The organism is Gracilibacillus orientalis, from assembly GCF_900114645.1.
Lineage (GTDB): Bacteria > Bacillota > Bacilli > Bacillales > Amphibacillaceae > Gracilibacillus > Gracilibacillus orientalis.
Genome location: NZ_FOTR01000002.1, coordinates 481,323 through 496,608 on the forward strand (window position 1 = coordinate 481,323; position 15,286 = coordinate 496,608).

Sequence of the window (15,286 nt, forward strand, 5' to 3'; positions counted from 1 at the left end):
ATGACCTCCGTTAACAAATAATATTTCCTAGTTTTTCTGTAAGCTTCATATTTTCACGATAATCAACTGGGCAATCAATTAGTACGGGTTTGTTCAACGATAATGCTTTTTCTATTATTGATTTTAGTTCTTCTGTCTTGTCAACCTTCAGTGCCTCAAAGCCATAGGACATTGCTAACTGTTCAAAATCTGGATTGCCAAATTTAATATGTGATGAACGGTCAAAAGCTTTCAATTGATGCCATTCAATTAAACCGTAACCTTCATCACGCCATAAAAGAATCACAATCGGTAAGTTTAAGCGTTTGGCAGTCTCTAACTCTGCACTCGTCATTTGAAATGATCCATCACCACATACAGCAACTACCTGACGTTCTGGGTGAACTAATTTTGCAGCGATGGCACTAGGAACTGCAACACCCATTGATGCTAAACCATTAGAAATTAAGCACGTATTCGGTTGATAACAATGATACATTCTGGCCATCCACATTTTATGGGCACCTACATCAGAGATAACAATGCTGTCTTCCTCTAATACAGAGCGTAAATCAGATATAATCTTTTGTGGTTTCACAGGAAATTCCATGTCGTCTTTAAACGATGCTAGTTCACTAAATGCTTTGTTGCGAACTTGTGACACCCAAGTTATATCTCTTTCTTTTGCTGTAAGTGCCTTTTTCACATTTTTTATATTCTCTTTTATATTACCCACAACATTTAACTGAACAGGATAACACGCATCGATTTCTGCTTCTTGTGTATCAATATGCAGGATAGGGGTTTTGCCCTTAGGATTCCAGCTTTTTGGTGAATACTCAGCCATATCAAAACCAATAGCAATAATTAAGTCAGACTCACCAAATCCACACGCAATATAATCATTACCGCCGATCCCTGCAGTTAGTAAACTATGTTCATCAGTCCAAGCTACTGCACCCTTGCCCATAAAGGTATGAACAACTGGAAGATTTGCTATCTTTACTAAAGATCTTAACTCTTCAGAGGCTTCTCCTCGTGTTACCCCATTCCCAACTAAAATTAGTGGGTACTTCGCTTGATCTATCATCTTGGCCGCCTCGTTAATCACTGGTTCATCCGCTTCTGAAAGATGGTGAGGAACAATGTTTAGAGGTGAACTGTCAACCTCCATTCCCGCAACATCCTCTGGAAGTTCAATATGAGTTGCTCCGGTCTTTTCTTGCGTAGCGACTTGCAAGGCTTTCCGTACAACTTCAGGAACGATATCGGGTGTTTTTATCTGGGTATTCCATTTAGTTACTTCATCATAAACAGATACCATATCGTAATGTTGATGAGAAATCTTATGCTGACGACCTAGACCAGCTTGTGCTGTGATCGCCACGATCGGACAGAGATCCATGTTAGCATTGGCAACACCGGTCAATAAATTGGTTGCACCTGGTCCAAGTGTTGCCAAACATACGCCTGGTTTCCCTGTCAATTTTCCGTATGTTCCCGCCATAAATGCTGCACTCGTTTCGTGACGTGTTACAATAAATTGAATCGTGGAGTCATGAAGGGCGTCCATTACATCAATATTTTCTTCACCTGGTACCCCAAAAATATATTCGACTCCTTCATGTTCTAAACATTTTATCAATAGTTCTGCTACTTTCATTTATTGCACCTTCTTCCTTTAATATATATTAAGAAATATCATCTATACTTTTCGGCTGTACCATTGCTTGATAAATTTCCTCTAATGACCATGTCCTACCCTTATCATCTCGATAAATGATGTGTTCTCTTGTGAATTTGGTCGGTGAATCTAATCCCGCCGCAGCAGCTAGCCGGAATAATCCTTTTCGCATATTAATTAAATAATTTGCTGTACGCCATTTTTTTTCTTCAATGACGAGACCTTTCTGTAGATTAGGATCTGTCGTTGCAACTCCGACCGGACATGAATTGGATTGACACTGCAGTGCTTGGATACAACCCACTGTTATCATAAAACCTCTAGCGATATTCACAAGATCTGCGCCCATAGCTAGTGCAATTGCAATCCGATCAGGTGAAAATAACTTCCCTGATGCGATAATTTTCAAGTTGTCTCGCACACCGTATTTACGAAGAGCATTATCAACTAATGGTAACGCCGACCGAATCGGTAATCCCACACTGTCTGCTAATTCTTGGTAGGATGCTCCTGTTCCCCCTTCACCACCATCTACTGTGATGAAGTCTGGCCCCATACCGGTTTCCTTAATCGCTTTAGCAAGTTCATCTGCCTCATGATTACTTCCAATAACAACCTTCATGCCTATAGGCTTCCCAGTATGTTCACGAACCTTTTCTAAAAATTCAAATAAAGAAGGCAAGTCACTGAATTCACGAAAACGATTGGGACTGTCAATCGACTTAAATGGTTCTACCATTCTTATTCTGGCAATTTCTTCGGTAACTTTCTCCGCGTCAATATGTCCACCTCGTGTTTTTGCACCTTGCGCTAATTTGATCTCGAACGCTTTCACTTCTGAAATATTGCTTTGTTCTAGTAATGCATCCCAACTAAAGTTTCCTTCCATATCTCTTACCCCAAATAAGCCGGGGCCGATTTGCATGATAATATCTACACCACCCTTTAGATGGTAATCAGATATCCCACCCTCACCGGTATTCATCCACGTTCCTTTAGCAATTCCTAAGCCTTCTGAGAGGGCTGTAATAGCTTTCTCACCTAAGGATCCGTAACTCATCGCAGACATACCAATCTGCCCTTTAACCTTGAACGGATGCCTCGCTTGTTCTCCGATCATAATTGCCTCATCATCTTCCAATAAATAAACAGGGGATTCATCCTTATCTAATCGCTCTACTCTTTGAGCAAATAAAGGTTCATTAATCAACAGGTAGCGTTCCGTAGTAGCTTTCGTTTGACGATCCATTTTTAACTCCTCTGTTAACTTAGGGAACAGAGAATTACGAATGTAATATCCAGGCTCATCAAAATTACGTTGTGATCCATATCCAACAACATCACGTTTGTATTTAGCATTTTTAACTATATGTTGATAGTCATTTCGTGAAAAAGGCTTACCCTCACTGTTGTTATCAAATAAATATTGACGTAACTCTGGTCCAATGCTTTCTAAGAAATATCGAACTCTCCCAATTAACGGATAATTACGAAGAATAGGGTGTTGTTTTTGCTTTTTATCCACACCTAATAAATAGAGGCCAACAACTAAGAGTATAAGAATTACAATTGTACACACCACAAAACCAACGATTGTGAAGATATTTGCAATATTCACATACCATTCCTCCCATAACATTGCTAACGTTAGTTTGACCTTTTGTATGATTATTATGAATAGTCGAAACTTAGGTAGAGGATTTTGCTTGCTTATAACGAGTAATTTATCGGTTGGAGGGGAATTTCGATGAATAATATTTTGGAAGATTGATATCTAATAATCATAAAACCCATATTTACAAGCTTAAGCTTGCAAATATGGGTTTACAGTTTAAAGTAAGGTAATATTTACGTCCTCACCATTTTGTTATTTTTTATTAATGATATTTTGTTCTTTTGCCATTTTCTTCGCTATTTTTGGTGCATCCCAAAGCGATGGGAGAAGGAGTAACGATACTGGCGCTGCTGTTACGACTATAAAGTTTTGCAGCATACCGACCGTTTCCTCGCCAATTGCTAGCAATGATACAGCAACAATTCCAAACAGCAGTGCCCAAAAGACACGAGTTAAACGATTAGGTTCATCCGTACCACTTAAAGTGACCGCGACAGTATACGACATCGAGTCAGCCGTTGTCGAGACAAAAACAACCGATACTATAATAAATCCAATCGCCAGTACGATTCCAAATGGGATTTGGTTCATGATTGCCATCACAGTTGCTGGCATACCACTTTCATTCAGTGCGGTTGAAACAGAACCTGGGTTTTCCATTTCATAAAAAATACCCGAACCTCCAACAACAGTGAACCAAAAGTTACTGACAATCGGAGCAATAATCGAAACGGCAATAATCAATTCTCTTATTGTTCTTCCTCGAGATATTTTGCTAATAAACATAGCCATCATTGGACCATAGCCAATAAACCAACCCCAGAAGAAAATGGTCCACGGCCCTAACCAATCCTGGTCTGCCCGATATAAACTCATACTCAAAAAATTTTCTAGATAAAAGGCTTCTGAACCGATAAATAAGTCGATGATATACAAAGTCGGTCCAAGAATTAACATGGTTACCATTAATATAACGACCATACTAACATTTACTCGACTGAGCCATTGGATACCACGTTCAACACCAGTTGCCGCCGAAATCGAAGCAATGACAACTAAAAAGATAATAATCAAAGCCTGTGTGATAAAAGTATTTGAAATGCCAAATACTGCTTCCAATCCATAACCAACTTGAAGGCCTAAAAAGCCAATTGGTCCAATTGTTCCCGCTGCTGTCGCTAGAATGGAAACAATATCAGCCAATGAGCCAATAAAACTATTTTTAAATATTTTCTTTCCAAACATGGGATATAAAAAGGTTCGTGGCTTAAGTGGATGCCCTTTATGATAATGGGCATACATAAGCACAATCGTTGTTAAGGTACCCAAACTTGCCCAAGCTGAGAAGCCCCAGTGCAGATAACTTTGTGCCATTGCCGGAAACGCTGCAGTCATCGTACCTTCTTCGATACCTGTAAATAACGGAGGTGTTGTCAGAAAATGATACATGGGGCCTGCCGCAGCCCAAAAAACGCCCCCACTAGCTAAAAGTGTACACAAAATCATGGAAATCCAACGAAAATTGCCATTTTCCGGGCGCTCCATTTTGCCCAGTCGTACTTTTCCGTATTTGCTAAAAGCTAATATTAATCCAATGACAAACATTACTAGCAATAAAACTTGCCAATACGCTCCAAAATACTTTGCTGTAAAAGAGAATGAATCACTGATCCACTGCCCTACTAATTTTTCTTTGAAAATAGCGGCGATGACGAATAGAACAAGAAGTCCTCCACTTACAATAAACGTCATCCAATCCATCTTTTTCTTGTTGCCTGTATGGTCATCCATTGTTTTCCTCCCACATAACTTTCTATGTCATTTATTATTCATGTCCTTTATCCATAAACTTATTAATTCAAAATAGTTGAACTTCACAATTTATTACAGATAAAGTGAGACTATGATCAGGGAGGGTTTGACTCCCACGGATCATTAGCGAAACTATCAAGGTGTTAGCGTCTGTTGTCCCCCACTTAGCCTCCTTGTGTTACTTGAAGCTAAGTGGGGGTCTTACAGACGGTTAGCACTGTGATAAATTTTGCGTATTTGCGCGCAGACAACCAATTATATGTTAGCGAGGATATTTAGTCAAAACATTCTTGTGTTCCTATCCAAATTGGTAGTGATGCAATACCTGTCACTTATGATAGAAAACAAACTTTATTTGGCCATAAAAAAAACCCGAAAGTTAGGTTTTCTACTCTAACTTTCAGGGGGCGGTACCACACCTGTCTTTTCTCTGTAACATTCTTTATCGTATTCACTGCATTTTCATCCCTCTATTTAGAATGGATGGTCTTTTTCAAGTGCTTGGCCATTCAGAACACGATAGGTGGACTCACCAATATGAAGGGGAATGTCAAGTTTAGCTAAGTTGGGAAAACCTTTGTCTAAGAACATATCTTGATCCTGATAACGCTGTAACACTTCTCCGACTATCCATTCCTGATCTCCTACCGTAGTGATACTTTTCACTTCACATTCATAAGCAAAGTAAGCACTATTCAATATAGGTATATCTGCTTTTAGTCCATTCTCATAGTGAATATTATACTCTTGGAACTTATCAACATTCGATCCGCTGAAAGTACCAACTGCTTGAATAAGTTCAGAACATTTTGCCGGTAAAAAATGCACACCAAACACACCACTACTCTCAATCAAATGGTATGTGTATGCATTTTTTTGTACGGAAATACCATACATGCCAGGATTAGATCCTAGATAAGTATGCCATCCAGAGGCCATGATATTCTGTTTTCCCTTATAGCGAGCTGTTATGACGGCAACCATTCCCGGATAGGAATACCAGGTCGCTTCTTTTATAGGTGTTATCATACTCAAAAATCTCTCCTTTTTATTATTGATTTTACACTAAGCTTTTTTATTCTTTCTAATAACGAATTGTAGACCCTATAGTAGCTATAGGGTCAAGCGCTCGTTTATTTTTTTACCAAACGAATTAAGTAGCAAGTTTTTTTACTCTTAATTCTGTTACAAAGCAATCTTCTTTAGATGCACTATAATTCAAGGGTATAGAAACTTCATACACTTTTCCTTCTGTCCGGATATTGTTTACCTTAATGTAATCATATAATTTTTGGTAATAACTGAGGTAGTGTTGAAGAGACCAATCAAAAGCAATACAGATATATTCCCCAGAAGCGATCACACCCCATTCAATTTCCCTATCTTCCCCGCTTAATTCGACAGTTGAATGTGGCAGCGTTGAATACACGTACTCGTAATATATCTGATTAGTAGTTTGGTAGGCTTTCAAGTCATAGATATAACCACACTGGTTATCAATCATGGAACTGTTACCTTCTAAAATCTCCGCTAACTTACGAGTGAGTATATTTGGTTCAGTATTTGGGTTCCCGTCGGTAATAGCCATTTTCAATACTTTTTGCTCTTCAATATCCCGTGAGTAAATAACGTTATCTTCACTTCTTTTACTAATTTCAAATTGCTCAGCTAATTGACGTTTTCTTTTGTAGAGTAACTGCTCAGCTTGGAGAAGTCTCTCCTTTTCTTTTTCAATAGCTTTTTCTTGATTGTGTAAAAAAAGTAGCATGTTTTCCGGAGAATATTCGATAATCCTTTTGATATCTTCTAGGGGCGTTTGTAAGTATTTAAGTGATTTTATAATATCCAGATAAAAAAATTGCCTGCTATCATAAAACCGATATCCGTTATTCCTATCGACATGAGCTGGCTGGAATAGACCTAATCTATCGTAATAGCGAAGAGTCTGCACGGATATGTTATTTAATTTAGCTGTTTCACCGATCGTATAATAGTCTTGCATTATTTTGCCTCCTATCCCCGAATAAAAAAATCATAGCAGACATTTTCGTTGCTGTTATGATGTCTTCATATTGATCGAATAAATTTTATAATCCATCCATATAAGGCATACGTGCCTCTGTATTTATCTGTCCTCTTACTCGCTTAATCCAACTATTACGTCCTTGTAGCCATTCGCCAAACTGAAAAGTAGTTGGCACACGATTAGGTCCTAATCCAATTCCGACCTCCAATGAATTCACATCATATATTGTCGTGTGCAATGTTCCCGCTGACTGTAAATATTTTTCCGAGAAAACTTCATTTTCATTATTATTCAGTACTTGATATGCTTCGGCTTTAGATAGTGACTGTTTTTGATTTCGTAAAATAGCTAATCGTCGTTGAGAGTCCGCTAGATGATAACGATTTGCTTCAGGAAGTAGATCAAAATGGTTCGTGCTTACTGTATCTTCTTTGACACGTACAGCTTGTGAAGTAGCTTCCACGACATGTCTATTACCCAATCGATCTGCCAATACATAATTAAACGCTACACGATGTGGGACTTCTTTTAACAAGGCAATCGCTTCTTCATTGTTTTGGCATTGCTCTAAAATCATTCGTGTAATAATGGTTGGGATAAAGCCATCGCCAGAACCTCGGCGATTCACAAAATTATATCCTGTCATCAATCCTTTTTCGTTCATACCATCCGCTCTGCCTACAATGCGTTGAGAAGAACCAATCGTTGCAAACCCTTGTTTAGGCTGATATAATACGAACCTTCCTTCATATGTTTTCGGATGATAATCGTAATTACGTACTAGAAAATGGTCACCGGTTAGAATAGAACACCCAGATCGAACCCATTCCTGCTGATAGCCACTGAAATGCATAATTGCTTGATCTAGGGGTAATTTCAAGGATTCTGCTAACCCTTTAAGTTCTTCTAAAAACTGTGGAAACAGCGCATTAATCCATTGAATCGCTTCAGCACGATCAACAGAAAAACGTAGCTTCTTCGCCATATTTGGATTCGTATAAATGGGATGCAATGGAGATTGTTTTAACCATTCCCCTTGCTGAAAACCGAACGATCTATAATCGCCTCTATATTGAATGATATCTACGTGATAATTTTTCATCTTATTTTCCTTTACTATAGTGATCAAGACATTTGATTATTTTTCTGCCCAACAGTCTTGCAAACACAAACATAGCACGTATCATCTCAATCCCAAAGAAAATTGCCTATCAGCATGTTTATCACTTGGATACGAGGGGAAAATTATATATGAATCAATTGCAATAGAAAGGATGAGCACTATGTCCAAAAAAACACAGTATCAACCTTTAGGAGGAAATAGGGATGAACCATCAGACGCTCAGGAAGTTATTTATGCAAAAGAATTTAAACAAGCAGATATTGCTGGTGGATATCGAAAGCCTAAAGTAAATGAAGCTAAAAAGGAAAATCCTAACATATAAGGACCGGTCATCTTAAAGCAGCTTTCTTAGCTGCTTTTTTCTTTAACTTTCCCCCATAGAAGGAGTTGTCAATGAGGGACCTCCTTTTTTCTCTACTGTTCGGTACAGAAAGATTCTTCCCTAATCCAGACGTCTCCAGCTAACGTTTCACAACTGTTTCAGCTACAGTAAAGATCATTTTGGATTTTTCCAAATTTTTATCTAATAGTTAATTCAAATTTCCCCATCGAGTTAAGATGCGGTTTATTACTTGTTAAAACCATCCATTCACCACATTTTTCTCTTCTAAATTCTTAAACGATTAAATAAACTGAATAATTTCTCCACAAAGGAAAAAGGTATCAGGTCCCATCAGTGGACAGTTTGTCCATCATAAACAGTACCTGATACCTTCTCCCTATTAGATTACCTTCTAAGCTTATGCTCTTGTACGGTAGTTTAGATTATGATCCTTTAACATTTTATCTTTCCCGAATAAGAAGTGCTTCTCCATATCCGGCGAATATTTAGAGTTAATGGTTTTGTTTCCTGTCGCTTCTGCTACTGCCCTTATCATAGCAGGTGATGCTCCACAACAAAGACCAATATAATTAACACCAATATTTTGTGCTTCTTTCGCCCAATCCGCTAATTCATACCGATTATGGTAAAGAGGATCTAACGATGTTGGGAAAGTTGTTTCAGTTGGCAGGGAACAACTGCATCCTCCATCAGGTAAATTAAAGAATGTTGGGTGCTCTTCAGTAGTTCGATATGGAATTGGTAATCCACCGACAAAACCTTCTACCTCTTCTCTAATTCTCTTTAGGTATGGCTGCATTGTATCTGGGCCACGGAAACAGTTCATCCCTACAACTAACGCTCCTTTTTCTGAGAGAATTTTACAGGATTCTTCTACCGTATAACCCTCTCGCAATATATTCTCGCCCATCAGCCCTAATGTAACAACTGCTGGCAAGTCTTGTTTTTGAATTTCTTCTAACGCAATAACAGCCTCTTCGTGATAATAAAAAGTTTCTGCATTTATAAAATCTACGCCTTCTTCTTTACACCACTTTACCATTTCCGCAAACATACTTCTTACTTTTTCCTTAGATTCAGGATCTTGAGGATCAAAAATGTTCGTATTTGAAATGTTACCTGCCACTAATGCTTCCTCTATAGGATGTTCTTTTGCTACTTCCTTCGCCAAATGGATTGCACTTCGATTTAATGGCTCAAGTAAATGTTCTTTACCTATAATTCTCATTTTTTCACGGTGGGCATTATATGTGAAAGCTAAAACTACATCTGAACCAGCATTCATGTAATCTCGATATGTTTGTTTTAAAACCTCTGGGTGTTCCAAAGCTACTTCCGGTACGAAAGATCCTGCTTGTAAATATCCTCTGCGTTCCATTTCAAACAAATACCCTTCTCCTACAATGACGGTGCCTTCTTTTAACCTTTGTTCTAAATTTCTTTTGCCCACTACCATCTAACCCTCTCCCTTTTTTAAATCTAAGGTTAGTGTAGCATTGAAATAATAATATGGCATAACACCTAAAGTCTATCGATTGCCATAGTTTTAAACTATAACACAGTTAACTCGTCAGCAATCGTTTCTTTTAAATAGTTAATATACATCGTTGCTAACGGGCTGTTTGTGACATTCTTATGTGTAATATAGCCAACTGCGATTCGCTCATCCACCTTTAGTGGAAGCGCCACAATATCATCATCGTTGATATCATAACAAATTACCCCTGTTGAAATCGTATATCCGTTCAACCCTTTTAGTAAGTTAAATAAAGTAGCTCGGTCACTCACGCGAATGTTTTTTGGTCTCGAAACCGTGCTGAGTATCTCCTCAGAAAAATAAAATGAGTTATAATCCCCTTGTTCAAAAGATAGATACGGATAAGGATTTAAATCATCTAAGGACACAGATTCCTGAATCGCAAGTGGATTGGTAGAACTTATAAACACGTGTGGCTTTGCTTCAAATAGGTCATGAAATATTAAATTTCCCTCTCTTAAAAATTTACAAATCACCTGTCGATTAAAATCATTCAAGTATAAAATTCCAATCTCACTACGAAGTTTTTTTACATCATCAATGATTTCATACGTTCTTGTTTCTCGTAACGTAAATTCATATTCATCACGGTTATAGTCTCTTAAAAGTTTTACAAATGCACTGACTGCAAAGGCATAATGTTGTGCCGATACAGAAAAATGCTGCTGTGGTGATTGTGTCGCATTGGTATAGCGATTTTTAAGCAAGTCTGTCTGCTCCATCACCTGTCTTGCGTAACCTAAAAACTCCGACCCCTCTGGAGTAATGACAATCCCCTTATTCGTACGTGAAAAAATCGTAATTCCCAATTCATTCTCCAATTCTTTGATTGCATTGGATAGACTCGGTTGACTAATAAACAACTGCTGTGCTGCTTTACTAATCGATCGACTCCTTGCCACTTCGATTACATATCTTAATTGTTGTAATGTCATCTACTCTTCCTCCTCACTCCCATTACATAGTTTTATTGTAGCATAGATAGCTTGGGAAGAATTTTAAACACAACTAGGCACTATCTGTGGACGGTTCTCCATAAACAGTACCGGGGAACATTAACCAAGCACCTCGTACTGCATAATGAAAAGAGGGCAAGATCAATGACTTCGTTTCAAATTTCAAAAGGAAAAATGGCATTCTAACACTTATGTGTTCTAGATTTGATGAAAAAGTTGCATGTTTCGTTTAGTGGAAACCACTTTCATTGAAAAAATGAGTACTTGTCATGGAAAAATAGAACCACCTTAACGGAGCATAGAGCAAAGATACAGCGATATTAATTAGATCAATCTAATTTCATTCCACAAAGGGTGTCTGTTATAGTTCCTTTACCGAACAATACTTTTTCCTGATCACCTAGAACCATGCTCGTATTCCGGTTATTCACGTTCATGAGGATGGTCGTAATCTCTGGGTGAGCCTTCCTGAGAGCTTTCACAAAATTATTCTTACCTTTTTAAAAAGGAAAATCTGAACTATTACTAGCTTCAGACGTTGCTGCAAAAGGCTTGGATATCCCTGATTTAACTCATGTTATTGATTTGGATTTGCCTAAAGAGACGACATAGTTTGTTCATCGCTCTTTGGAAGAACTGGGCGGTTGGGGTCTGACTCAGGAACCGTTGTTGCCATTGTCACAGAGAGTGAGGAGCGACAACTGCAGAAGGTTGGTCGCCAGTTACATCTGACTTTTTTAAAGAAATTCTATTCAAAGGGAAATTAGTTAATTCAAAATAATTCACTTTCCCTATTGTCCTTTTTAAACACATATCTATGGTACCTATTACATGTTTCATTAGTTGAAACTTCTTCCTTCACGGGCGGTTCAGCACATAAAAGTTTTTACCTGTTGAAGTTAAGCCGCCGTACATAGAAATCAAATCTTATCTTTTTTATTTTCAAGCATACCTTTCTCTTCACAGGCTATATTGCTCGCTTGACGGGATAAGTCATTATTTCTCGCCAAGCGGAGTAGGTATCCCGTAAAGCGAAGACAATATCCAGCGAAAAATTCTTTACTCTGGGAATGCTCCATTTTAAATAACAACACCCTGTCATCTGCAACCCTTTATCCACAGCATTTCTTGTATTTTTTCCCACTTCCACATGGGCATGGCTCATTTCTTCCAACTTTATATTCATTCACTACTGTACCTTGCACTTCCTCATCTGAATTTATGGCCGTATAGTTCTGTAGATAGTATTCTGGAAGTTTATCTAACTTTTCACAATATCGTTTTTCATTATATACTTCATTATTTTTCATAACATCATTCATTTCTTCTACTAAAACCGTTGCAATCATTTCCTTCGATTCAATCTCTGAGTAACCAAGATCTATTAATCGATGGAATGTTTTTTTTGTGGTTTTAGGATCATTATCACGTAATTGATTGTCTACTACTTCAAGCAGTTGGGCCTTTAGTTTATAATTAACCATTATCAATTCTCCTATCTGCCGATTTATGGATATATCTTACCTTTATACACCCGGATTAGGTTGACTCATCTTTTCGAAAGCCTTCAATAGGTTAGTGTATGAAAAGAGTAAAACGTTACAAATTTTGGTAAAATCAAATCAAACTATTATATTTTTGCTTTTATATTGTAACAAGTATCCAATTCTTTATTCAAGAACAACCACCTGTTCATTCTATGAGATAAGTATTTTCAGGGGTCTGTAAGCGTACCCCTGCCAAGTAGACACTTAAAGCTTGGGGTCACACTACTCCCTATTACATCGTTAAGGGATATTACAAGTTCACGGTGTGACATTGCGTTGTATTGGCTATTTTGGTTAAAGCATACATTCCACATTCGATTCGTCGGTAATCATCATAGACTGCTTCCACAAATCTCTCCCTTTTATTATAAAAAAAGAGTTGCGCCATCAATCACGCAACTCTTTAATCGTCATTTACTCTTCAATCTCTGTATAAATTTGAAAGGTCACGCCAAACTTGTCCGTTACATCGCCAAATCCCGGGCTGAAGGGTTCTTCTTTAAACGGCATATTGACTTGACCGTCTTGCCTCAAGGTTTCATAGATTTGTTTCGATTTTTCTACTTCGTTTGTTGTAATGCAAATAGTTACCCGTTTCCCGTTTTCAATAGTCGAATCGCCTGGGGCATCAGATAACATGAGTTCCGTTTCACCAACTTTTAATTTGGCATGCGCCACAAGACTCTTTAGCTCGTCCGTGAACGTATTAGGCATGTCTGGCATTTCTCCGTAAGTAAAAATGGAGATAATTTCTGCACCAAGGGTTTCTTCATATAACTGGATGGCTTCCTTTGCGCGGCCCTCCAAAGTAATATAGGGGGTTAGTTTTACCATCATAGATTGTTCCTCCTCGAGTTTGGATTGAATGAAAATTGATCATTCATAAGTATAGACGTTCCTACCACTGTAAAATCATCGGTTTTTCGTGAAATTCTTATTCACAGCCAAATCTGTCGGTAATCCAAATCGAACAAATAAATCGGAGTCTATGAAATGATGGATATGAGCGATCTTTCCATGGCTCATATCGAGGATATGTATTGCCCATGGAGTTAGCAACCCTTCTCGTCCACTTGGTACATATTGAGCATAAGCGGGACTATTTCCATTAGCTTGGATTGGTAGCAACCGGGAACCCAAACAATGGCTACGTGTTAGGTGATAGAATTCAGACAGATTCGAGTTGCCGCGAACCCACATCGTAAATGGCGGCATTGACAAGCTGCCGTTCTCGTTGAATAGCGCTAATAACGCGTCAATATCGTACTTCTCAAACGCTTCTACATAACGAGCAAGCAACTGTTGGTCTGCTTCGAAAACTCCATCCTGCCATTCATTGGACTGCAGATTCGATTGGGCGATCGTCCTTCGCGCTCGTTGCAAAGCACTGTTGACAGCTGCCGTGGTCATCCCCAACGCATTCGCCGTTTCACTCGCTGACCATCGGAAAACATCATACAAGATCAATACTGCACGTTGCCGAGGTGGCAATATTTGCAGGATCGCAATAAACGATAATCGAATCGTTTCTCTACTAACTACGATATCCAGCGGATCGCCAACTGTATCCGGTGTTGGCCATATCCAGGAAGCTCGAGGTAATTGGTCCCTAGGCTCTGTTACACTAGGGACCGGCTCTGAAATATCCATTGGGAGCGCCCGTCTCTTTGCATTCCTTAGCTTATCTAAACAAACATTCGTGACGATACGATACACCCAAGCTCTACGTGAAGAATGCTCCCGAACCTGATCCCAGTTCTGCCAGACGCGGACCATGGCCTCCTGTACCGCGTCTTCCGCCTCAAAAATCGATCCCATCATCCGATAACAGTATCCGGTTAATTCAGGACGCAGCTCCTCCATCATGTCTATTTTTCCATGCTTTTGGCACATTTAACATTCTCCTTTTTGACCCTCAAAACTCACCTTGATAACAAGGATTACATTCTTCCTTTACAAAAAAGGCATAACACCTTCTAATGATGTTATGCCTCTAGTTGCGATTGATTAAGTTTTATAATGTATTTTACCAAGTCCCACCAATTGCCTAGCCACTTGCTTATTAGGAACAGAGCATGCTCTATCCTGTTTCTTCAATTTCTGCCACATTTCCCGTTTCACGTCTATTTTTTCTACCCAATCTATAACAGTATTGTCTTTAATAATATCTGTAATTGTTTCGGTTAGATCTTTTAAGCTTTCTTTTTCCATCTCCTTCATTTCTTCTCACATTGCATGGTATTCTTTCAATAGTTCTTCAATCTTTAATTGACGTGCCTTATAAACCAAATTGAACGGAAAGAAAACTATTGCGACCGTCCCACGTACCAGTTATACATTATAATTCTTACTTTTCAGGCATAGTGTAAGTCACAAAAGCACCGCTACTGTCTTCCATCTTTGTAAAAATTTCATTAAGAATTTCTAATGCTCTTTCATTAGATTCATATTTACCAAGGATTTTATTCCATTGATCCAAAAAACTATTTTCAATAAAACCTGTTATGTTTTTACCTTTTACCGTAACATCTTTTACATGCATTAAGCTCTGTTTATTTTGTGTCCTTATCCATAACATTAAAAAAGTCATCCTCATAAAAAGTATTGAACTAACTTTCATCAAATCCACATACAATATAAATAATCCCTCAAGCACTAAGTTAA

14 protein-coding genes and 1 pseudogene are annotated in these 15,286 nt (G+C 38.3%); 2 read left to right on the forward strand and 13 right to left on the reverse strand.

The window, feature by feature from the left end; translation table 11 throughout:
* Positions 1-10: 10 nt before the first annotated feature.
* The 6 genes from BM121_RS05710 to BM121_RS05735 form a co-directional block, all read right to left on the reverse strand.
* Positions 11-1,642 carry an acetolactate synthase large subunit gene (locus BM121_RS05710; RefSeq protein ID WP_091482275.1) on the reverse strand — a complete coding sequence of 544 codons (1,632 nt, stop codon included), beginning with the start codon at positions 1,640-1,642 and terminating at the stop codon, positions 11-13.
* Positions 1,643-1,670: 28 nt separating this feature from the next.
* Positions 1,671-3,281, reverse strand: coding sequence for an FMN-binding glutamate synthase family protein (locus BM121_RS05715; RefSeq protein ID WP_175495334.1), 1,611 nt, complete (start codon positions 3,279-3,281; stop codon positions 1,671-1,673).
* A 249-nt stretch (positions 3,282-3,530) separates the two neighbouring features.
* On the reverse strand, positions 3,531-5,069 hold the full coding sequence (locus tag BM121_RS05720; protein WP_091482279.1) for a BCCT family transporter: 1,539 nt from the start codon (positions 5,067-5,069) through the stop codon (positions 3,531-3,533).
* Positions 5,070-5,564: 495 nt separating this feature from the next.
* Complete coding sequence (locus BM121_RS05725) at positions 5,565-6,119, reverse strand: flavin reductase family protein (protein WP_091482281.1); 555 nt, start codon at positions 6,117-6,119, stop codon at positions 5,565-5,567.
* A gap of 124 nt (positions 6,120-6,243) precedes the next feature.
* Positions 6,244-7,092, reverse strand: a complete 849-nt coding sequence (locus tag BM121_RS05730; RefSeq protein WP_091482282.1) for a MerR family transcriptional regulator — start codon at positions 7,090-7,092, stop codon at positions 6,244-6,246.
* 85 nt (positions 7,093-7,177) lie between these two features.
* Positions 7,178-8,218, reverse strand: coding sequence for a C45 family autoproteolytic acyltransferase/hydrolase (locus BM121_RS05735; protein ID WP_091482284.1), 1,041 nt, complete (start codon positions 8,216-8,218; stop codon positions 7,178-7,180).
* Positions 8,219-8,399: 181 nt separating this feature from the next.
* Here BM121_RS05735 and BM121_RS05740 point away from each other — a divergent pair, with 181 nt between their 5' ends.
* Positions 8,400-8,561, forward strand: coding sequence for a YfhE family protein (locus tag BM121_RS05740; RefSeq protein WP_091482286.1), 162 nt, complete (start codon positions 8,400-8,402; stop codon positions 8,559-8,561).
* A 418-nt stretch (positions 8,562-8,979) separates the two neighbouring features.
* Here the strand turns inward: BM121_RS05740 and BM121_RS05745 are convergent, their stop codons facing one another.
* Positions 8,980-10,038, reverse strand: a complete 1,059-nt coding sequence (locus BM121_RS05745) for a homocysteine S-methyltransferase family protein (RefSeq protein ID WP_175495335.1) — start codon at positions 10,036-10,038, stop codon at positions 8,980-8,982.
* Between the two features lie 95 nt (positions 10,039-10,133).
* The gene (locus BM121_RS05750) at positions 10,134-11,054 is read right to left on the reverse strand and encodes a LysR family transcriptional regulator (protein ID WP_091482288.1); all 921 of its coding nucleotides are present in this window, start codon (positions 11,052-11,054) and stop codon (positions 10,134-10,136) included.
* Positions 11,055-11,624: 570 nt separating this feature from the next.
* Between BM121_RS05750 and BM121_RS22380 the strand changes: the two are divergent.
* A pseudogene (locus BM121_RS22380) lies at positions 11,625-11,687 on the forward strand (hypothetical protein); the annotation flags it as partial.
* Positions 11,688-12,187: 500 nt separating this feature from the next.
* On the opposite strand, the gene BM121_RS22385 reads toward BM121_RS22380, so the two are convergent.
* The 5 genes from BM121_RS22385 to BM121_RS05785 form a co-directional block, all read right to left on the reverse strand.
* Positions 12,188-12,559 carry an SEC-C metal-binding domain-containing protein gene (locus BM121_RS22385; protein ID WP_245780743.1) on the reverse strand — a complete coding sequence of 124 codons (372 nt, stop codon included), beginning with the start codon at positions 12,557-12,559 and terminating at the stop codon, positions 12,188-12,190.
* A gap of 477 nt (positions 12,560-13,036) precedes the next feature.
* Complete coding sequence (locus tag BM121_RS05770) at positions 13,037-13,459, reverse strand: VOC family protein (RefSeq protein WP_091482290.1); 423 nt, start codon at positions 13,457-13,459, stop codon at positions 13,037-13,039.
* A 75-nt stretch (positions 13,460-13,534) separates the two neighbouring features.
* Positions 13,535-14,515: a sigma-70 family RNA polymerase sigma factor gene (locus BM121_RS05775; RefSeq protein ID WP_091482292.1), complete on the reverse strand. Its 981-nt coding sequence runs from the start codon at positions 14,513-14,515 to the stop codon at positions 13,535-13,537.
* Positions 14,516-14,629: 114 nt separating this feature from the next.
* Positions 14,630-14,842, reverse strand: coding sequence for a hypothetical protein (locus BM121_RS05780; protein ID WP_175495336.1), 213 nt, complete (start codon positions 14,840-14,842; stop codon positions 14,630-14,632).
* A gap of 127 nt (positions 14,843-14,969) precedes the next feature.
* On the reverse strand, positions 14,970-15,200 hold the full coding sequence (locus BM121_RS05785; protein ID WP_091482294.1) for a hypothetical protein: 231 nt from the start codon (positions 15,198-15,200) through the stop codon (positions 14,970-14,972).
* Positions 15,201-15,286 lie beyond the last annotated feature (86 nt).

Excerpts from the sequence above, each read along its gene's own strand:
- BM121_RS05735 (WP_091482284.1), bottom strand. The coding sequence starts at position 8,218 with ATGAAAAATTATCACGTAGATATCATTCAATATAGAGGCGATTATAGA.
- BM121_RS05710 (WP_091482275.1), bottom strand. The coding sequence starts at position 1,642 with ATGAAAGTAGCAGAACTATTGATAAAATGTTTAGAACATGAAGGAGTC.
- BM121_RS05745 (WP_175495335.1), bottom strand. The coding sequence starts at position 10,038 with ATGGTAGTGGGCAAAAGAAATTTAGAACAAAGGTTAAAAGAAGGCACC.
- BM121_RS05725 (WP_091482281.1), bottom strand. The coding sequence starts at position 6,119 with ATGATAACACCTATAAAAGAAGCGACCTGGTATTCCTATCCGGGAATG.
- BM121_RS05775 (WP_091482292.1), bottom strand. The coding sequence starts at position 14,515 with ATGTGCCAAAAGCATGGAAAAATAGACATGATGGAGGAGCTGCGTCCT.
- BM121_RS05750 (WP_091482288.1), bottom strand. The coding sequence starts at position 11,054 with ATGACATTACAACAATTAAGATATGTAATCGAAGTGGCAAGGAGTCGA.
- BM121_RS05780 (WP_175495336.1), bottom strand. The coding sequence starts at position 14,842 with ATGAAGGAGATGGAAAAAGAAAGCTTAAAAGATCTAACCGAAACAATT.
- BM121_RS05785 (WP_091482294.1), bottom strand. The coding sequence starts at position 15,200 with ATGTTATGGATAAGGACACAAAATAAACAGAGCTTAATGCATGTAAAA.
- BM121_RS05740 (WP_091482286.1), top strand. The coding sequence starts at position 8,400 with ATGTCCAAAAAAACACAGTATCAACCTTTAGGAGGAAATAGGGATGAA.
- BM121_RS05720 (WP_091482279.1), bottom strand. The coding sequence starts at position 5,069 with ATGGATGACCATACAGGCAACAAGAAAAAGATGGATTGGATGACGTTT.
- BM121_RS05730 (WP_091482282.1), bottom strand. The coding sequence starts at position 7,092 with ATGCAAGACTATTATACGATCGGTGAAACAGCTAAATTAAATAACATA.
- BM121_RS22385 (WP_245780743.1), bottom strand. The coding sequence starts at position 12,559 with ATGGTTAATTATAAACTAAAGGCCCAACTGCTTGAAGTAGTAGACAAT.
- BM121_RS05770 (WP_091482290.1), bottom strand. The coding sequence starts at position 13,459 with ATGATGGTAAAACTAACCCCCTATATTACTTTGGAGGGCCGCGCAAAG.